Consider the following 19,052-nt stretch of genomic DNA (forward strand, 5'->3'; position numbering starts at 1 on the left):
GTTAGAAAATCCCCAGTGAAAGCAAAATATTGGTCAAAAGCCTGCGCACCAGTTCCAGGGCAAAAAAAGCAGCAATGGGGGAAATATCCACCACACCGATTGGAGGGATAATCCTCCTAAAAAGCCCGAGAAAAGGTTCTGTCGTTTCATAAATAAATTTTACCAGGGGCTGGTAAGGATTTAACCGAACCCAGGAAAGGATAATGCGAATAAAGATCAACCACGTGTAAACCTCAAAAGCCACATTAATAAACGTTATAATGCCAATATTCATAAGTCACCCCGTTATTTTTTATCTTGACCGGAAAGCTGGCGGGAACGCTGGCAGGCCCTTTCCACCGCCCGCCCCAACGCAATCCTGAGGCCCCCTTCCTCCAGGGCCAAAAGGCCCTCGATGGCCGTTCCGGCTGGAGTGGTTACCATATCCTTTAACATTCCGGGATGACGGTTTGTTTCCAGGATCATCTTGGCCGCACCCAGCATGGTCTGGGCCGCCAGAGTCTGTGCCTTGTCGCGGGGCAAACCCATCCGGACGCCGGCATCCGACAATGCCTCGGCTATAACATACATATATGCCGGGCCACTGCCGCTAAGACCTGTTACGGCATCCATCAAGTTTTCCGGAACCGGCACCGCCCGGCCCACAGCGCCGAACAATGCCAGAGCCAGTTCCCGGTGCTTTTCGCCGGCCCATTTACCGCAGCAAACCGCAGTGGCACCTTCGCCAACCAGTGCGGGGGTATTGGGCATAACCCTTACCACGGGTACCTTATCCAGCAGAAATTTTTCTATGTATAAGGTTGATATCCCTGCAGCTATGGATATTATTATTTGTTGCTGGCTTATTTTGCCTCCGATGGCCTTTAACACCTCGCCCAGCACAAAGGGCTTAACAGACAAAATAATAATGTCGGCACCCTCAACAACGGCAGCATTATCGGAGGTAACCTGAATTTCGAATTTTTCTTTAAGATGGTTGATACGGTGTTCGTTTACATCACTGGCTATTAGCTTTTCCGGCGTAACCAGCCCGGCTTTGATAAAACCAGCCATCAGTGCCTCGGCCATGGCGCCCCCGCCAATAAAGCCAATGGTGTAGTTTATTTGGGTCATTTCCATGCATCCTTCCATAACCTTATGTACATTATTTCATCCAGGCAAAAATTCCCTTTTCTTTAATATTTCCGTCAAAATCCCCTTCAATACCAACATTGCTGGGCACGGAGAGGAATATGCCCTTCCCAACCTTTTGCATGCTCCCATCAAGGGCATAGGTGGCACCGCTTACGAAATCCACCACCCGTTTGGCCAGTTCGGAATCCGCCTGTTCCAGGTTAATTATCACCGGCCTCCGGTTCTTCAGATTATCGGCTATTGCAGGCACATCATCAAAACTTGCGGGCTCAATAACCACAACCCGCACCTGGCGCTGTGTATGAAGGCTCACCACCTGGCCACGGTTCTTTTTCGGTTTTTGCAACAGAACCGGTTCCTCTTCAACGGCGCGGAGGTCTTGCTCCCTGTCATCCAGTTGTTCCTCTTCAAAGCCCATAAAATTCAGCATTTTGTCCATAAATCTTCTTGCCAAATTAGCCCACCCCTTTATTGATCTATGCGAGCACCGAAGATCGCCGTGCCCAGGCGCAACATATCAGAGCCTTCTTCCACAGCCACCTCATAATCATTGGTCATGCCCATGGACAGGTGTTTAAGCTCCACACCACTTATCTTCTCATTCAACTCCCGGGACAATAACCGCAATTCCCTAAAAAACGGCCTGGCTTCCTGCGGGTTATCCACAAACGGCGCAATGGTCATTAACCCCTCAACCTTTATGTGCCCCAGATTCTTTAACTCAGTAATAAAATCATAAGCCTCGCCGGGATTGATGCCATATTTGGTTTCCTCACCGGAAACATTCACCTGAACCAATACCCTGGGGATTATTTCCATTCGTGCCGCCTGGCGGTCCAATTCGACAGCCAGGTTCCAACTATCCAGCGAATGAATCAGTTCCACCTTCCCCAGAACATGTTTGACCTTATTGGTTTGCAAGTGGCCGATCAAGTGCCAGTGCAGGCTGGAAGGAATCTTATCAACCTTGGCCGACAGTTCCTGAACCCTGTTCTCACCCAGATCCGTTACACCTGCTGCTACGGCCTCCATGATTCTGGGCACATCAACCCGCTTGGTAACCGCTATGATTTTAATGGTTTGCGGGTCCCGGCCCGCCCGAAATGCGGCAAGCCGCACCCTCTCCCTGATATTGATAAGGTTTTCCCGCACACTCAAAAAACCATCCCCTAACTGCCCAGCCTGCTGCCTTCCGAGGCCCAGTCCGGGTTGACGACATATCGAACCGTATTACTGAGACGTTTACCCCTTACACTAACCAATCCGTTTAACCGCCCTTCAACGGTAACCGGGGCAAAGGTTACGGTTTGTTTTTCCACCAGGTAAAGGCCGGGATTCCCGTCCTTAAACACAATCGCGCCTTCAGGTACAAGCCAGCCTTCCAGCCTCTCCAGCGCCAGGTCCATCTTTTGGCGGCGCCCATGAACAAAACTTTCCGGGTAATTATCATCAACTTGAATGAACATGGTATAGCTGTTTTTTTCATTCCACAACCTGATTATATTACCCCGAATAACCTGCTTACCCTGGCTCAGTGTTACTTTCAATCCCTTTTTAAAAAGCTCACCTGAGGCATCACCCGCCAGGTCAACCCGAAGATAGATTACTATCGGGTTGAGGTTGTCCACAACCTTGCCAATTAATGTTCCTCCGGAAACTTCTTCGCTCCCGTCATCACCGGAACTGTTACTTATTTTCTCAACGGCTTCCATGTCCAATACGTCCGTCATGCCAGGGTCAAGTAAATTCTCCAGACCGTCTAAATGAGTGCAAAAAATCCCTGCCCCGGGGCTTATGATTGTTTCTTTAGACACTCCGTTAATCCGGGCAACAGGAGCGCCCACCCGCAACCGGTCGCCATCCCTGGCCAGCAACTGCAGTTTGCCTGACGAGGGAGCCTTGATAGTTTCCTCCCGCCTGATAATGGTACCTTCAACCGGCACCGACTTGATACTTTCTTGCCAGGTCAACTGCTGAACGTCCAGCATCCTGGCCACTATTGCGCCCTTGGCAAAACCCAGGGTACTGAAAACACCCCAAACCGCAACAGTTAATATGCCAACAAGCATTGCCAGCACCAAAATAAACCGGCCGGGATGAAGCTTGTACTTCCCCACAACTTCCCCCCTGTAAAAAATTGCATGATATAAAATAGTACCTCACAAAAAAAAAATTTCCTGCCGGTATCAAACAATTTATTTAATTTAATATTTGACGCCTGTTTTCCAAAGGCAAGTATACGGAAAAAACCGTGCCCTTGCCGGTATTGCTTTTTACTTCCACACTTCCGCCATGCCCGATGACAATGTGTTTAACAATGGCCAGGCCAAGTCCAATCCCGCCCAGTTCCCGGGACCTGGCCTTATCTACCCGGTAGAACCTTTCAAATATTCTGGGCAGGCTGTCAGCTGGAATCCCCACGCCGGTGTCCGCCACATCAACCCTGATTTCATCCCCGTGCAGGCAGGCACCAACCGTGACACTTCCTCCGGCAGGCGTATATTTGATCGCGTTGTCCATTAGATTAATCATCACCTGGGCCAGCATATCCGGGTCGCCGTAGAGGGGAGGCAAGCGGGAAGGCAGGTTGGCCCTGATTTCGATTTGCTTTTCCTCGGCCTGGGGACCGCAAATGGCCAGAACCCTGTCAAACAACTGCCCAATTTCAACCTGCAGCCACTTGTGCACCCCCCTGCGCTCCTCAATCTTGGAAAGGTACATTAATTCATCCACCAGTTTGGCCAGGCGCCTGGTCTCCGTATTAATAATATTTAAAAAATGTTTGGTCATTTCGGGATCTTCCGTACCGCTGTCCAGCAGTGTCTCAACAAATCCTCTGATCGATGTCAAAGGGGTTCTAAGCTCATGTGATACATTGGCCACAAACTCACTGCGCATCTGTTCCATGCGCTTGCGTTCGGTAATGTCCCGCAATAGTATCACCGCGCCACCCTGGTTGCTGACATTCAGGGGTGTAATACGAAGGTTGAAAGTACGCGGCTCGGGGGAAATAAACTCCACTTCGCTGGTATGCGGCTTACCGCAGAACTGAACCCTTTTCAGTGCAGTATCCAGGTCAAAGTTATTTATCGCCTCCATCAGATTTTTCCCGGTACACTCAGCCTGGTCCAGGCCAAACATCATTTCGGCAGCCGGATTAACCATAATTACCCGTTCTTCACGGTCCACCGCGATAACTCCGTCAGCCATACTGTTGAGTATAGCCTGAGCCCTGTTTTTTTCCTCCGTAATCTCTTCTATGGTTAGCCGCAGCCGGTCCGCCATGTCGTTGATGCTCCTGGCCAAATCCCCTATTTCATCGGGAGTGTTGATTTCCAGGTGGCGTTCTAAATTACCCCTGGCAATTTCTTTGGAAACACCGATGATTTCATTGAGCGGTCTGATTACCCGGCGGTAGAGAACCCAGGCCAGGCCGACCGCAAACGGAAACGCCAGCACAATGGCCTCGAAAATATCGAGCTTATCCACCGCGTAAAGCTTTAAAATAGTATAAAACAGCAGCAGCATAAAAAAATAACTGGCAACCGGACGCCAGCCAATACCGCGGAAAAACTGCAGGAAATTCAATCCGGCACCTCCCTGAATCTGTAGCCAACACCCCTGACTGTTTCAATATATTGCGCCACGCCCGGGTATTTTTCAAGCTTTTGTCTGAGATGCCTGATATGCACGTCAACCGTGCGCGAGTCACCGGGAAAGTCATAGCCCCAGATTTTTTCAAGCAAATGTTCCCGGGAAAAAACTTTACCCGGCTCACCGGCCATAAAACGCAAAAGCTCAAACTCCTTGGGGGTTAGGTCCTGCTTCTCGCCGTCCACCAGTACCTCAAATCTATCCTGGTCTATCACCAACCGGCCAAGAACCATTCTCCCGCCTACGTCTTCCGGTTCCCCATCTTCAGCGCACGGCTGAAGCCTGCGCAGTCTGGCTTTCACCCTGGCCACCAATTCCCTGGGGCTGAATGGTTTGGTCACATAATCGTCGGCGCCTATTTCCAGACCCAGGATTTTGTCCAACTCGTCACCCTTCGCGCTTAACATAATTACCGGGATGTTCCTGGTCTCCGGTTGCCGGTTCAACTGCCGGCATACTTCAAGCCCGTCTATCAATGGCAGCATGATATCCAGAATGATCAGGTCCGGCTTTCCATTGCGGGCTTGTTCTATCGCCTGCCGGCCGTCGTAAGCCGCAATAACCTCCAACCCTTCCCTTTCCAGGTTAAACCTGAGCAATTCCACAATATTCTTTTCATCATCCACCACCAGTATTCTGGGCAAATCCATCAACCCCCGGTTAACATTATTAAAGAAGCCATTCGCCCGGTCCGGCCGCTTTCCCCCCGGTGTGAAAAAAACAAGTCTTTTCGGCAGGCCGTGCAATAGCCGGCCACAGTTATATTGGCCGGGCGAATCCCCGCCTCCAGAAGCACCCGGCGGTTAATTTCCGGCAGGTTTAACCACCATTTTCCGGGCCCGCCCGGGCGGGCGAAACCGGCATATCCGGGCAAACACTGCTCAACTTTTTTCATCACCGGCGCATCCACTTCATAGCAGCACGGGCCAATTGACGGGCCTATGGCGGCAATAATATCCCCCGCCTCGCAGCCATGCTCCTTACGCATGTGCTGAACGGTCGCCGCGCCAATGCGCAATACGGTTCCCTTCCACCCTGCGTGGGCCAGGGCCACCACTTTGCGCACCGGGTCCGTAAAAAACAGCGGTACGCAATCGGCATAGTAGCTGGAAAGCAGGACACCGGGCTCCGCCGTCACCAGTGCGTCCACGCCTGGAATGGCATCATCCCGGAACAATGACCCTCTGCCGCAAAAGGAGGTCCCCACCGTAACCACCTTAGCACCATGCACCTGCTGCCCCGCAACCATTTGGGAAATATCGGCGCCAAGCAACCGGCAAACCCGTTTCCGGTTTGTGATTACTTGATCAGGTTCATCCCCAACATGCAGTCCCATATTCAGAGAACCATAAGGTGCCACGCTTACACCACCCCGGCGGGTGGTATAAGCGTGCACCACACCTCTGCAGGCAGACAAAGCAGGCACGGTTAAAAAAACCAAATTATCATGTTCATTGATAACAAAACCATGTTCCAATGAATTTGAGTCTCCTTTAATTCGGAACATTTTACCCGGCCTTGACTTCGGCCAAAAGAATCTCCAAATCTTTGAGCCGTTTCATAACCAGGTTAAAATCAGCCTGTTCGGGCGCTGATTTTAAAAATGCATCCATTTTTGCCGCCACTGCATGATAGGCCTGCTGTAGATCCTCAGCGCTGAATTCGGCTCCAGGGGTGAGTTGAATTGTCTCCTGCCAGGCCGGCGCGTATGCATCTACCCTTGTTTTTTCCGGAATTAATTTTTCCATAGCAGCAAGGGCTTCCGGATCCCCATGCACCAGGAAAACCCGCCCCGGCAGTTTATTGAAGGAACCCAGCCATTCCAGCAAGCCCTCCTGATCCGCATGCGATGAGTAGCCGTCAATTGACTTGATTCCGGCTTTAACCGCAATTTCCTCACCATGAATGCGAATGGAGCCAACCCCGCTCAACAGCCGCTGGCCCTTTGTCCCGGGAGCCTGGTAACCGACAAATAAAACAGTACATTCCGGGCGCCATAAATTATGCTTCAAATGGTGTTTAATCCGCCCGGCGTCACACATTCCACTGGCTGACAGGACAATGGCCCCGCTTTTAATTTCGTTGATTTGCCTGGACTCATCAGCAGTGCGTGAGAAATGCAGGTTGGGCATAGCCAGGGGATTAATGCCACTGGCAATCAGCTTGCCGGTATCCTGATCAAAATAATTGGGGTGCTTCATAAAAACTTCAGTGGCCGCCACCGCCATGGGGCTGTCGATAAAGACCTGCACCGGTGGAATTTCGTTTTTAATCACAAGCTGGCCGATATCATACAGCAAGTCCTGGGTACGTTCCACCGCAAAGGCGGGAATAATGACATTGCCACCCCTGTCATAGGTCTCCTTGATTACCTGCCGCAATTTTTCAAGCCTGTGTCCTTTATCTTGATGCAGCCTGTCACCATACGTACATTCCATTACCAGGTAATCGGCTTCATCAATAAGTGCGGGGTCATTAACAAACGGCTTGTCTTTAGCACCCAGATCGCCGCTAAAGACAAGTTTAGTCTGCTTGGTCCCCTCACGCACCCATATTTCCAAAATTGCAGAACCAAGGATATGGCCCGCATCATTAAAACGAATGGATATATTATTATCAAGACTGATGACCTGTTTATATTTTACCCGCTCAATTTCCCTGACACAACCAAAAGCGTCCTCAGCCGTATAGATGGGATCCAATAATTTCTTGCCGGCTCGCCTGGCCTTGCGGTTCAGACGTTCAATCTCCATTTCCTGAATGTGGCCGCTGTCCGGAAGCAGCACCTCCAGGAGATCCACTGTGGCATCCGTGGCTAACGCGCGCCCTTTAAAACCGTTTTTATAAAACTTCGGTACCAGGCCGCTGTGGTCAATATGAGCGTGCGTAAGCAATAAATAATCAACACTGGCCGGTATCACAGCAAATGGAAGATAATTTCGTTCACGTGACAGCCGGTGGCCCTGAAACATTCCGCAGTCAACCATAATTTTTTTATCCCCGGTTTCCAAAAGATAGCAGGAACCGGTTACTGTCTGAGCCGCCCCGTAGAATGTAATTTGCATGACCAACCTCCAATTTTTCTTTGTTATAAAGCAACATTTTTTACGGTAATAAGGAAAAGGGACACGCCTCCTCTTTAGGGTTGTAAATTTCGGGTCGGAGGTATGTCCCCGATTAATGTATTTAACTGTTCTCTGCCCACCCCGGCAATCCCTGCCCAATGGGCAAAAATAAACGACCCTTGACAGAATATGCGTAAGGGCATAAATTAGTTAATGGAAAGGAGTGTTTTAATATGCCTATATATGAATTTCGTTGCGATAAATGCGGGAACCGTTTTGAAAAGCTATGCTCCTTGGGAGAAAACGGCAAGGAACTTAAGTGCCCCAAATGCTCGGCAGTGGGAGCCCACAGGGTAATGTCGGGGTTCACCAAGAAAAGCTCCGGGGGCACGGAAGTAATCGGCAGCGGCGGAGGAAGCGGCTGTGGTTCCTGCAGTTCAACCAACTGCAGCAGCTGCGGGCATTAAACCGCACAAAATGCCCGGGCAGGTTTATATGCCTGGGTATTTTTATACTTTAAAAGTACACCTGGTTTAGCGGAAAGGGGACACATCCCTTCGGGGAATGTCCCCAACTTATAGCCGCTGGTGCTGTCGGCGCGAGAGTTCTAAACGCAGCGGGGACCACCTGTACTCAAACCACAATTTTTCAGGATAGGCCGGGATTAAGGAAAAAAGGAAAAAAGTATTGAAAAGCGCGCGCTTATGGAACTAATTTAGCGCGCTTTTCTTGTTGGCAAGAAGATTGCAACATAAATATTATATTGTAAGTATTATTTAAGCATTTAATTACTTTAATCATAATAAAATCTATTAATACTAGTACTTTGGATAGTCCAAGTTTTATGCAGTAATAGTTCAATTATAAAACTTTTATCTATTCAACAGGGGGTAAGCTTGATGTTATCACCAAGCATGGAAGATTACCTGGAAGAAATTTATCGTTTTTCACTATCCAACAATGTGGTACGGGTAAGTGACATAGCCACCCGCCTGGATGTAACCATGCCTTCGGTGAATAATGCAATACGCAATTTACATAATGAAAAATACTTAATCTATCAAAGATACAAAGAGTTAGTATTAACTGAAAAGGGGCGCCGGGTGGGTAAATTTCTTGTAGAAAGAAATAGCATATTGCAAAGATTCCTTTTGACCATTAAATCAGATTGCGATGTGGGAGCGGAAGCCGAGGCAATGGAACATTATTTATCATTACCCACCATACGGGCACTGGAAAGCCTGGTTGATTTTTTCGAGAACAACAACGGTTGCAAACAAAAATTCCTGCAGCACTGTGAATTTAGAAAACAAAAAGGATTGGGACTTACCGACGGCTATATGGAATAAAACGTCGTCCACTTGGTTCAGCTATCAATAAAACAGGTTAGTTTGTTGTGCTGCCAACGAGGAACTGAATAAACTTGCCGCTGCGGCCTGGCCTGGACCGCCGTGGTAAAATGCGGGGTGGGACCGGGCAAGACAATTACTTCGCCCAATCCCCGCAAATACCGGCCCACGGCTAATCAAAGCTCGCCGGCCTGGTCGCAATGGTGGAAGTGCGGGAATTGGCCGGGTTTATTTATGTGCCTTGGAAATTCTTATCATTTTATAGACCCAGGTCCAAAGCAACCGCGCGCACGGGTGCGCCATCAGCACCTGCGATTTTTAATGGAAATAGGCTAATTACCGGGTTGGGAAAATCAATACTTTCAAAATTGGCAAGATTTTCTGCTATTATCCCGCCCACTGCCGCTATTGCACTATGAGCCGGGAATTTCGTTCCTCCCGTAAAATCCAAATTAATTGTGTCAATACAAAAGGTCCTCACTCCCCGGTTGATCATCTCCTCAATTACCTCAACATGGACATACGGGTGGCGAAAATACTTTTCTTCCCCCGCAAACCGGGACCAGCCGGTGTGGAAAAGCACAATTGTCCCTTCAGCCAATAAATCGAGGTAATCCTCAACATCCTGAAGCCTTATCTCTTCCTGTTCATTTTTTCCATTAACCGGAATAACAACACCGGTCCCAAAAAACAGTCTCAAATTGCATTCGTCAATTTTCTGCCCGTAATCATCAAAATGATACGGAGCATCAACATGGGAACCGGTTTGAGAACCAATATGAACATAGTGAAGATTGTATCCCTCATTGGCAATAGTTGTGGCCACTCTGATACTGGGCTTGGGATCGCCCGGATATATCGGAGTATAATTTGTTAAAGGAATGGATAAGTCCACAATCTTTTTAACCTTCATAATTTTTATACCTCCATTTCAACTTTTAACGCATAAAGCTCCGTGCGTCTTTCCAACATCATACTAAAAAAAGATTTTTGCAAATCCAGGCGCCGCCCCGGGTCAATATTGGCTACAATAACATCTTCAATATCAGCGCCTGCAGAAGCCAGCATATCACCATCCGGACCGTATATTCCCGATAAACCGAAAAAATCCAGATTCCCTGCCACCCCGACTTGATTGCATGTTGCCAAGAACACTGTGTTGTCAATAGCCCTGGCCATACTAAAGCGGCGGTAAGGCAGGTCGTACGGCTTTTCCCAAGCACTGGGAGCCAGTAACAGCTCCGCTCCATTCACTGCCAGCACGCGCGCCATTTCTGGAAAAGCCAAGTCCCAACAAATCATTAGACCAATGCGGCCCAGTTTTGTGTCTACAGTAACAAAATCTCGTCCGGGGTCAAAAATTCCCTGTTCCCAAACAGTAAGGTGCATTTTTCGGTAATTGGCCAGTAATTGGCCGTCCGGGCCGATTAAAATAATCGAATTGAAAACCCGGCCCCCTTCCCCCAGCTCAACATAGCCATACCCAACATGAACATTATGCGAACGGGCCGACTCCGCCATAACTTGAAATATTGGACCGGTTTGCATCTCAGCCAATTGTCGAATTGCCAATGAAGGGTTATATCCTGTTGCGGACAGCTCGGGAAATAAAATTAGTTCCATATCGCGGTGCTGTTCTCTGCAAGAGTGGATTATTTTCTTCATCTTATCCAAGTTATGATCCGCTTCACCGCATGCAAAACCGGCTTGAACCACTGCTATTTGAAATGGGCCTTGCTCCAATTGGCCAACCTCCCAAACGGTATCCGGCATATGCAGCCAAATATTAATTCTCATAGAGATAATGTTATAAATGTTCTTACTTTATTTTGCTTTATTGTTCTTTATATTTCTTTAGTTGGCCCAACTTTGCTTATTGTCATGCTGCCCCAATAAACCAGGGCTGTTAAGATGAAAGTCCATATTGTTGCTCCGGTGGGCAAGGTATGAATATATGAAAAGTAATAAGCGAACACTGCACCAATGATATAAGCTATATAAGCCCAGATATTGGTTCCACCGCTATACCAATAGAGTTTCTTGTCTCCACTGACAATTTCCCCGGCATCATATGACTTTCTCTTGAGTATATAATAATCTACAATTAATATGGAGCAAACTGGAATAAACAGCGTTCCCACCATCAATAAAAAGTTTTGGAAATGTTCTAAAAGCCACTCCTGCAGCATTGCCCCCAGGGTGCAAATGATACCTAAAATAAGTGCCGGCTTCCAAAAGCTATGCTTGGGAAAGATGGCTAAATAAGACATTGTGGCGCTGTACAGGGCCATAACGTTTGTTGACAGTACAGAAAAGAAGATGACAATTGCCGCCACAAATCCCAATATGGGATTAGCTTGCCCAATCAACATTGTAGGATCATAAGTCTGTGTCATATGATTCATTATAGAAAACCCGGAAACTGTGGCTCCAAGACCCATTGCAATAAGGGTTGCCGTAATATAACCCAGATAAGTACCAATAATCGAAATTTTTTGTGATTGGCAATTACGGTTAAAATCCGCCACTGAGGACATCCACGAAAAAGCAGTCGCCACCACTATGTCAAATCCCACCATGACGGTAACACCAGGGTGCTCGCTGGCTTTCATGGTAATGAGATTGACGATATTGAAATTATAGAACATGTAACCGAAAACAATACCTGAGAGAACGAGCATGGATGAAGCAATTATTCTCTCAGTGGCTTCAATTCCTCTATGCCCGTAAATGGTTATTAAAACCACTGCGATTTCGGTCAATATTGTAAATAAGTTGATATTGCTATATCCGGTGAGAAAATTCACGGCATGATCCAAACTTAAACCAGCCATATAAGCTTGAATCCAGCTCCAGCCTATGAGCACTATCGTATTCACCGCTGAAGGCAATACCGCGCCCTTGGTGCCAAATGAACCCCTGGTAAGAATCATCGTGGGCAGCCCGGTCCTTGTGCCGATATTTCCTGTCAGAACCAAAGGAATTGTTCCGATAGCCGAGCCCAGCACAATTACGGCTATTGCAGTTAAATAGGTCATATCCGGTACCAGCAACATCCCTGTAAATACCGTGGTCACCACGACATTGGCGCCCAGCCACATGGAGAAGGTGGAAAACAGGTTCATAGTCCTGTTATCCAAAGAAAGCGGTCGAACATTGTCATTTCCAAATGTGGTCAAACTTGACACATACACCACCCCTTGCCAAATATTTACAAACCAATTTAGGCGTTGAAAATTAATTAATAATTTAGATATTTACTTTACTGGTATTTCGTTGTTAGCTTTTTTGTTAAGAGCCATAAGGGAGATAAATTCATAGATCATACCCGCGGCGGCAAAAGCCGTTATTTCGCTATGATCGTGGGCCGGAAGCACTTCGACCAAGTCGAACCCCGCGTAATTCAAACCAGTTAAGGCGTGATGCAGCAAGTACTGGGCTTCCCACGTGGTAAACCCTCCGATTTCCGGTGTCCCTGTGCCGGGGGCGTATGCCGGGTCTAAAAAATCTATATCAAATGAAATAAATACTTGCTGTGTCCCAACTCTTTCTTTAATCCTGCGCGCTGTTTCCGCCAAACCCAGTTCCCTCACCTGTCTCGCCGTAACAACTTCCAAACCCAGGTTCCGGGCCGTTTGCCAATCGTCGGGGTTGTATAAAGGCCCCCTTAAGCCCACCTGGATTGAGTGATCCGGGTCAAGCAAACCCTCCTCCAGGGCACGGCGGAATGGCGTGCCGTGATTATACGGCTTGCCGAAGTATGCATCCCACGTATCGCTGTGGGAGTCAAAGTGTACTAAAGCCACTTTCCCTTTAACTTTGGCAATGGCCCTCAATTCCGGCAAGGTAATTGAATGATCCCCTCCCATGAACACCGGCACCACTCCGGCAGCAATGACCGGTTCAATTGCCTTTTGGATCTTTTCATAGGAGTCTTCGATATAACCGGGTATAACTGCAATATCGCCGTAGTCCACACCTGAAAGATAATCAAAAATATTTACCTCCAAATTGGGATTATATGGCCGTAATAATATTGAGGTGTTCCGAATTGCCCCGGGGCCGAACCGCGTTCCAATACGAAAAGACCCGCCGGTATCAAATGGTATACCTGCCACGATAAAGTCAACATCCTGCAAGGTAGGTTTGTAAGGAAGGCGCATAAATGTTCTCGGGCCACAAAAACGTGGTGTTTCAAAGGAATTTGCCGGTTGATATTTCTGCACGGCTGTTTCCAACCTCCTTTTAGCTTTTTAAAAATACTTTCTATCATCAAGATATTTAAGCAAAAAAAATGCCCGTCCTCATCAGACCGGCATGGCACTTTTTTCGTGCATTTTCAACATGATTTTAAAACTATTCCGGGTTCTTCACAACAGGCCCCTATTCAAGGATGAATAGGGGGACAGCTTTATTCAAATATTGCGTCAATTCATTAATGAATAGTTTATTCATTGATGAATATTCAGTGCGATCAAAACCGGTCAAACGGTTTTTTATGGCAGTACTTTTTGATTTTTCTGGCTGCCGTGGGTTGACTTATCCCAAGCGCTTCGGCAACTTTAACGGAAGTACCGTATTTCTGGTACGCCTGTTCAACCAGCTGCCCCTCAAGTATTTCCAATGCCTGAACAAGAGAGACCGGTAAATCACCGGCTATCGGCATAAACTTCTTGGGCAGGTCCGAATTACCCAGGTGTTTTTTTTCAGCAGTCACCACCAAGTATTCGATAACATTTTCCAGTTCCCGCACATTTCCCGGCCATGAATACTGGAGCAGGGCATCTAAAACTTCACCCGATATTTCCTTGGTTTTACCGTATTTTTTATTGGACTTTTGCAAAAAATGACCAATCAATGCGAGCAGGTCCTCCCGCCTTTCTCTAAGCGGCGGGATATAAACAGGGAGCACATTCAACCTGTAAAATAAGTCCTGGCGAAAACGGCCGCTTTCAATCATCTCTTCCAAGTTCCTGTTGGTACTGGCTATAAGTCTAAAGTCCACTTTAATACTTTTCGAGCCGCCCAGTTTGGTAAGTGTTTTGGCCTGTATTACCTGCAACAACTTCACCTGGAGAGATAAAGGCATTTCACCGATTTCATCAAGGAACAAGGTGCCGTCCCGGGCCAGTTCAATAAGCCCCGGCTTGCCGGTTTTTTTAGCTCCGGTAAAAGCTCCGGCCTCGTAACCAAAGAGTTCGGATTCAAGCAAGTTTTCAGGAATGGCCGCGCAGTTTATTTCCAGGAACGGGCCCCGGGAACGGGCGCTTTTTTGATGGATCATTTTAGCAATCATGGTCTTGCCCACACCGGTTTCCCCGGTAATTAGGACATTGGCATCCACCGGAGCAATCTTTTGAACGGCCCGGAGCACTTTTTTCATCGCCTCGCTTTTGACCACCAACCCCTCGACATTTAAAATATCCTGGCGCAGATAATCCAGCTCGCAGCTATATCTATGCATCTGCTCCTCCAACTCCAGGTAGCGGGCTTTGAGGGTTTCCAGTTCGGTAATATCCCTTGAATAACTTATCACTTTTGTTATGTTTCCGTTTTTATCAAAGACGGGCGTTGCGGTAACAACTATCCGCCTGTTGTCCCGGGCCGATTGAATAATGGTTATTTTTTTTCGCCCTTCTAAAACCATGGCTGTGGCAGACGGGTAAAAAACACCTTTTTTGGCCATGTTAAAAACCGTGTCACCTATAACCTCCCCGGTCTTAACACCATAAGTTTGCTCAAAAGAAGGGCTCACGTGCAGAATTACCCCCCGGCTGTCCGCAATAAGCACATCATCAAGGATCTCCAGAAGGCCGTCCAATTCTTGCTGCAATTCAACAATCTCAGGTATTTTTTTTAGTGCACGCCTCCATTCATGTGCGTCCCGGACCTCGACCCAGCGGAACCCGTCATCCTGCGGCAAATAATTGCAAACCAACTCCCCATAAGGAGAGTAATTTAAAACTTGTATCTCAGGTTCGTCCCGGGAAGGGAGGTTGGCAACCAGAAAATCTTGGAAATCCATACTATCAAATGGCGGGTATAATTTACTGTTTGCTTCAATTTTATGGTCGGGATACAGTTTGAAAATTAAAGGATATGGTAGCGCCAATAGTTTCACCCACTTTAACCACGATGTGCGGTCCTGTCAGCAATACCAAAGCCGTTTCCGCCGGGCTTTTAAATCGAAGATATTATAACAAAGTATTTACCGGGTGTCGAGGAAAGGAAGCGCGGCAAAGCACGGTAGTTTACCGCCATTTTGGGGCGGCGGGCGGTACCGGGTAAATGGCAGCGGGCTAGGGGGCAACACTTGCGGCGCTGTTTGAACGGTCGACCTGGCCGCAATTTTATCTGGACTATATTTCAAATATTTGATATTATTTGAATGTAAACGCCGTTCAATTCTTTTACTTGTATTTTGTATTTTTCAGTTAAAAATTAAATAAGTTGAATCACAAACGGGTGCTTTTGTCCGGAGAGGCAAAAGTTAAAAGGGAAGCCGGTGCGATTCCGGCGCGGTCCCGCCACTGTAATGGTAAAGTATGCCGCAACATGTCACTGGGGTAAAAAATCCCCGGGAAGGCGCGGCATGCTGATGATCCTGAGCCAGGAAACCTGCCCGTTGAGCAACAGCCATAACCTACGCGGATAGGGAGGTGTAAATTATGATTGATTATCCCGGCAGCAGGGACAGGCCTCCAGTCTATGTAGACTGGATATTTTTATTTTATGAGAATTTTTGAGCAAGGCATATTGGGGGTATGATACTAATGCGTAATAAAATAGAAATAAAAATATTGTTAATTTTGTTTATCCTGTTTTCTTTTGCTGTTCCGGCTTTTGCAAGTACTTATTCGGTGCAGGATGCGGTTTATGATACGGTTAACTACTACAAAAACAACAAAACCGAATTAAGCAGCTGGGAAGAAGTCATTGGATTGAGGGGAGCCGGTGAAGACCTGTCTGCCGCTCCCTGGCAATTACCTGATTGGAAAGTTAATGAACTGGATGACACTTCTCCGGCATTGGATTATGCCAAAACCATTTTAGGTATGCTGGCGGCCGGACAAAACCCGGCTGATGCAGAGGGTAGAAATCTTGTTGAAGAACTGGCGGCCAAGCAGTCGGGTGATGGTGGATTTGGTGGTGCTATCAACCAGACTATCTGGTCAATAATTGCCCTTGACACGGCTAAAGCGGATTATGATGCCAACAAGGCCGTAGCGTACCTGCTGGCCGGGCAAAGAAGTGACGGCGGTTTTTCCCTGACCGGAGCAACAGGTGACCCTGATCCGGATATAACCGGATTTGCGTTAATCGCACTTGCCTCATACCAGGATATCAATGGTGTTGACGCCGCAATCAACGGAGCCAAGGATTGCCTGCTCAATATACAACTGGCAAGCGGTGGATTTAAAAGTGGCACTATAGAAAATACGGAGTCGATATCCGCTGTCATCAGAGGCCTGGTAGCCTGTGGTGAAGATATAACCGCCGACAAATGGAAAAAGAATGATCAAACCATGATTGACGCCTTATTAGCCTTTAAGCTGGAAGATGGTTCTTTTTCCCATATAATAGGAGGCAACAGTGACAGTATTGCCACCAGACAGGCACTAATAGCCCTTGCTGATTTAGTCAACGGAAACGTGTTTTACAATATCAGGGAAGGAACCACACCTATTCCCAAACCGGCAGAAAACGTAACGGCCAGAGTCAGGGTGGAAGGCGCGTCAGCCTGCCTGGCCGATAAAACGGTAACGCTAACCGGCACAGCTACGGCTATGGATGCCTTAAAGGCAGCGGTAGGCGAGGAGAACCTGCAGGCCACCGGCGGGTTTATTACCCGGATACTGGGTGAAAGCGGCCAGGCAGGAGTTGCAGAGGATACCGACACATATTGGTTCTACTACGTCATCAGGAACGGTTCCGCTGATCTCTCCGCGTTTGATCTGGGCGCAGACAGCTTCAACGTCCAAAACGGCGACCAGATCGTCTTTTATATTGGAGCGCTTGACAGCAATACCTACGCAAGCAAAACCTACCTGCCGGTTATAACCGTAAGTCCGCAATCGCCCACGGCGGGACAAACTCTAACTTTAACCATCTCGGCTAAAAAATATGTCTGGGGATCGGGCTTGCTGGACCTGACACCCGAAGAAACGTCGGCAATCGGCGACTATATTGTAATAGCGGACAATAACACGTACACCGGCCAGTCCGGTCAGGTTGCCATACCGAATGTAAGTGCCGGCACACTAACTGTCAGGGTGGAAAACTATAACCGGCTTGGTTATCCCAACGTGGTCCCGGCGGTTATACCACTTACCATATCCCCCGGCGAAGGCGCTTCCGGCCCAACGGGCGAAACATTTAAAATTAAAATCAAGGTCACCGGTAAAAACAGGGAGGTGCTCTACTCCGGGTCGCTAAATTTAAATAAAAACGAACGCCGGGATCCGATTTTTGCCCTGCAAAAAACCGGTCTTGATGTGGAAGTGCGTTATGACGGACAGTATGTTTACAGTATTGAAGGAATTGCCGAGGATACCGGCAGCACAGCCGGTTGGAAATATAAAGTGAACGGGGTTGCGCCCCCTTCAACTTCCGCCAGGGATTACGAATTGCAAGACGGGGATGAGTTGGAATGGTTCTGGGCAGTTGACGCCTCGGACAATGGAGACTTGTCGCCTATAACTCCTGAGATACCAGAGATACCCGCCGGAAGACAAAAAGCGGCACAGCAGGCCCATGAAAAAGCCATGGAAGAGCTTAAAAAGATGGCGGAAAGTTTTGCCACCCCGGCGGCACAACGGGAGGAGCTATATGAGATAGTTGAATTAACAGGCATAAAAGCCATCATTGTCGGCGCGGACAACCCCATGACTGAACATGAACATGGGTATACGGCTGGTGGTTATCATGACGGTTGTTGAAGAAGTGGCCTTTGGGTTGACCGTAACCTGGTGGTTAAGGCTACCAGCATGACCGAACCGGGGGCAAACCGGGCCATAACGCTCTTTATTATACTTCGCAGCTGAATAAACTGTTCAGGGGCTTTTGTGACGGAGTGATTACCTTCCGTGATGCCCTGAACTCTCTAAAGTGGTGCAACTATGAAGTGGGGTAAAATATTTTTTACTATTTACCTGACGGGATTACTAATCTACTTCACCATTGATATTAAAGCCCACCCCGATTGGTCTATCAACTGGTCCATATACGCTTTGGCCATAGCCGTGCTGGCGCTTTCCGGCTTTTTTGCACACTTTGAAAGCAAAATGCCCACAGCCAAGGAAACAGCACTTCTGGCCACCCTGTCCGCCCTGGCGGCCCTGGGCAGGGTACCCTTTGCGGCTATTCCCAACGTCCAGCCCACTACTTTTTTAGTGCTGCTGTCGGGCTATGTTTTTGGTCCCGGTGCCGGGTTTGCCGTGGGCGTGCTGGCTGCACTTACATCTGATTTCTTTTTGGGCCTGGGACCTTGGACCCCCTGGCAAATGTTGGCATGGGGGCTGGCCGGTTGGACGGCTGGTATTATCCGCTACCTGGCCAAAACCCCGCCCCGCTTGCTCCTGGTTGTTTTTTCCGTGCTTTGGGGTTACTTTTACGGACTGATTATGAATACCTGGCACTGGCTTACTTTTATTTACCCGTTGACCTGGCAGACCTTTACGGCAACTTGCGTCGCGTCTGTCTGGTTTGATACGTTCCACGCCGCCGGCAACGGATTGTTTATGTGGTTCATGGGCCGGGATTTAATCAGTACCCTGGATCGTTTTAAGCAAAGATTGTCGGTAAAATTTATAGGTGCTGAGAAATGATAAGTAGTTCAACCTGGCAATGA

General features: G+C 48.1%; 18 protein-coding genes and 1 riboswitch. Of the genes, 4 read left to right on the forward strand and 14 right to left on the reverse strand.

The window, feature by feature from the left end; genetic code table 11:
- Position 1: 1 nt before the first annotated feature.
- The 9 genes from H569_RS0109600 to H569_RS0109640 all read right to left on the reverse strand — a co-directional run bounded on the left by H569_RS0109600 (position 2) and on the right by H569_RS0109640 (position 7,853).
- Positions 2–274 carry a YggT family protein gene (locus tag H569_RS0109600; protein WP_027364832.1) on the reverse strand — a complete coding sequence of 91 codons (273 nt, stop codon included), beginning with the start codon at positions 272–274 and terminating at the stop codon, positions 2–4.
- Positions 275–285: 11 nt separating this feature from the next.
- Positions 286–1,119: a pyrroline-5-carboxylate reductase gene (gene proC / locus H569_RS0109605; protein WP_309294781.1), complete on the reverse strand. Its 834-nt coding sequence runs from the start codon at positions 1,117–1,119 to the stop codon at positions 286–288.
- 25 nt (positions 1,120–1,144) lie between these two features.
- The gene (locus H569_RS0109610) at positions 1,145–1,573 is read right to left on the reverse strand and encodes a cell division protein SepF (RefSeq protein WP_207637542.1); all 429 of its coding nucleotides are present in this window, start codon (positions 1,571–1,573) and stop codon (positions 1,145–1,147) included.
- 29 nt (positions 1,574–1,602) lie between these two features.
- A complete protein-coding gene (locus H569_RS0109615) occupies positions 1,603–2,286 on the reverse strand; it encodes a YggS family pyridoxal phosphate-dependent enzyme (RefSeq protein WP_309294782.1) in 684 nt (227 codons plus the stop codon).
- Between the two features lie 17 nt (positions 2,287–2,303).
- The gene (locus H569_RS0109620; protein WP_027364836.1) at positions 2,304–3,251 is read right to left on the reverse strand and encodes an HlyD family efflux transporter periplasmic adaptor subunit; all 948 of its coding nucleotides are present in this window, start codon (positions 3,249–3,251) and stop codon (positions 2,304–2,306) included.
- 82 nt (positions 3,252–3,333) lie between these two features.
- Positions 3,334–4,722 (reverse strand): two-component system histidine kinase PnpS, encoded by a 1,389-nt coding sequence (gene pnpS, locus H569_RS0109625; protein WP_027364837.1) that lies wholly within the window; start codon positions 4,720–4,722, stop codon positions 3,334–3,336.
- Positions 4,719–5,432 (reverse strand): response regulator, encoded by a 714-nt coding sequence (locus H569_RS0109630; RefSeq protein WP_027364838.1) that lies wholly within the window; start codon positions 5,430–5,432, stop codon positions 4,719–4,721. The genes pnpS and H569_RS0109630 overlap by 4 nt, the downstream gene beginning before the upstream one ends.
- Before the next feature lie 5 nt (positions 5,433–5,437).
- Positions 5,438–6,295, reverse strand: a complete 858-nt coding sequence (pgeF, locus tag H569_RS0109635) for a peptidoglycan editing factor PgeF (RefSeq protein WP_081410957.1) — start codon at positions 6,293–6,295, stop codon at positions 5,438–5,440.
- A 1-nt stretch (position 6,296) separates the two neighbouring features.
- Positions 6,297–7,853 carry an MBL fold metallo-hydrolase RNA specificity domain-containing protein gene (locus H569_RS0109640; RefSeq protein ID WP_027364840.1) on the reverse strand — a complete coding sequence of 519 codons (1,557 nt, stop codon included), beginning with the start codon at positions 7,851–7,853 and terminating at the stop codon, positions 6,297–6,299.
- A gap of 233 nt (positions 7,854–8,086) precedes the next feature.
- On the opposite strand from H569_RS0109640, the gene H569_RS0109645 reads away from it, so the two are divergent.
- Positions 8,087–8,320, forward strand: a complete 234-nt coding sequence (locus H569_RS0109645; protein ID WP_027364841.1) for an FmdB family zinc ribbon protein — start codon at positions 8,087–8,089, stop codon at positions 8,318–8,320.
- A 432-nt stretch (positions 8,321–8,752) separates the two neighbouring features.
- The gene (locus H569_RS0109650; protein WP_027364842.1) at positions 8,753–9,202 is read left to right on the forward strand and encodes a metal-dependent transcriptional regulator; all 450 of its coding nucleotides are present in this window, start codon (positions 8,753–8,755) and stop codon (positions 9,200–9,202) included.
- Between the two features lie 259 nt (positions 9,203–9,461).
- Here the strand turns inward: H569_RS0109650 and H569_RS0109660 are convergent, their stop codons facing one another.
- The 5 genes from H569_RS0109660 to H569_RS0109680 all read right to left on the reverse strand — a co-directional run bounded on the left by H569_RS0109660 (position 9,462) and on the right by H569_RS0109680 (position 15,314).
- Positions 9,462–10,115 carry a cyclase family protein gene (locus H569_RS0109660; protein WP_027364843.1) on the reverse strand — a complete coding sequence of 218 codons (654 nt, stop codon included), beginning with the start codon at positions 10,113–10,115 and terminating at the stop codon, positions 9,462–9,464.
- A gap of 5 nt (positions 10,116–10,120) precedes the next feature.
- Positions 10,121–10,945 carry a carbon-nitrogen hydrolase family protein gene (locus H569_RS0109665; protein ID WP_027364844.1) on the reverse strand — a complete coding sequence of 275 codons (825 nt, stop codon included), beginning with the start codon at positions 10,943–10,945 and terminating at the stop codon, positions 10,121–10,123.
- A 101-nt stretch (positions 10,946–11,046) separates the two neighbouring features.
- The gene (locus H569_RS0109670; protein WP_027364845.1) at positions 11,047–12,390 is read right to left on the reverse strand and encodes a purine-cytosine permease family protein; all 1,344 of its coding nucleotides are present in this window, start codon (positions 12,388–12,390) and stop codon (positions 11,047–11,049) included.
- Positions 12,391–12,459: 69 nt separating this feature from the next.
- Positions 12,460–13,428 (reverse strand): agmatinase, encoded by a 969-nt coding sequence (speB, locus tag H569_RS0109675; protein ID WP_027364846.1) that lies wholly within the window; start codon positions 13,426–13,428, stop codon positions 12,460–12,462.
- 248 nt (positions 13,429–13,676) lie between these two features.
- A complete protein-coding gene (locus H569_RS0109680; RefSeq protein WP_051273534.1) occupies positions 13,677–15,314 on the reverse strand; it encodes a sigma-54 interaction domain-containing protein in 1,638 nt (545 codons plus the stop codon).
- 334 nt (positions 15,315–15,648) lie between these two features.
- Positions 15,649–15,842: riboswitch (cobalamin riboswitch) on the forward strand.
- A gap of 133 nt (positions 15,843–15,975) precedes the next feature.
- Here H569_RS0109680 and H569_RS21315 point away from each other — a divergent pair.
- Both H569_RS21315 and H569_RS0109690 read left to right on the forward strand, forming a co-directional pair.
- Complete coding sequence (locus H569_RS21315; protein WP_051273535.1) at positions 15,976–18,141, forward strand: DUF4430 domain-containing protein; 2,166 nt, start codon at positions 15,976–15,978, stop codon at positions 18,139–18,141.
- 180 nt (positions 18,142–18,321) lie between these two features.
- Positions 18,322–19,029 (forward strand): ECF transporter S component, encoded by a 708-nt coding sequence (locus H569_RS0109690; protein ID WP_027364848.1) that lies wholly within the window; start codon positions 18,322–18,324, stop codon positions 19,027–19,029.
- Positions 19,030–19,052 lie beyond the last annotated feature (23 nt).

The sequence above is a fragment of the Desulfotruncus alcoholivorax DSM 16058 genome (genome assembly GCF_000430885.1).
Lineage (GTDB): Bacteria > Bacillota > Desulfotomaculia > Desulfotomaculales > Desulfallaceae > Desulfotruncus > Desulfotruncus alcoholivorax.

Coding starts and splice junctions, on each gene's coding strand:
- H569_RS0109600 (WP_027364832.1), bottom strand. CDS start 274: ATGAATATTGGCATTATAACGTTTATTAATGTGGCTTTTGAGGTTTAC.
- proC (WP_309294781.1), bottom strand. CDS start 1,119: ATGGAAATGACCCAAATAAACTACACCATTGGCTTTATTGGCGGGGGC.
- H569_RS0109610 (WP_207637542.1), bottom strand. CDS start 1,573: ATGGACAAAATGCTGAATTTTATGGGCTTTGAAGAGGAACAACTGGAT.
- pgeF (WP_081410957.1), bottom strand. CDS start 6,295: ATGTTCCGAATTAAAGGAGACTCAAATTCATTGGAACATGGTTTTGTT.
- H569_RS0109640 (WP_027364840.1), bottom strand. CDS start 7,853: ATGCAAATTACATTCTACGGGGCGGCTCAGACAGTAACCGGTTCCTGC.
- H569_RS0109645 (WP_027364841.1), top strand. CDS start 8,087: ATGCCTATATATGAATTTCGTTGCGATAAATGCGGGAACCGTTTTGAA.
- H569_RS0109650 (WP_027364842.1), top strand. CDS start 8,753: ATGTTATCACCAAGCATGGAAGATTACCTGGAAGAAATTTATCGTTTT.
- H569_RS0109660 (WP_027364843.1), bottom strand. CDS start 10,115: ATGAAGGTTAAAAAGATTGTGGACTTATCCATTCCTTTAACAAATTAT.
- H569_RS21315 (WP_051273535.1), top strand. CDS start 15,976: ATGCGTAATAAAATAGAAATAAAAATATTGTTAATTTTGTTTATCCTG.
- H569_RS0109690 (WP_027364848.1), top strand. CDS start 18,322: ATGAAGTGGGGTAAAATATTTTTTACTATTTACCTGACGGGATTACTA.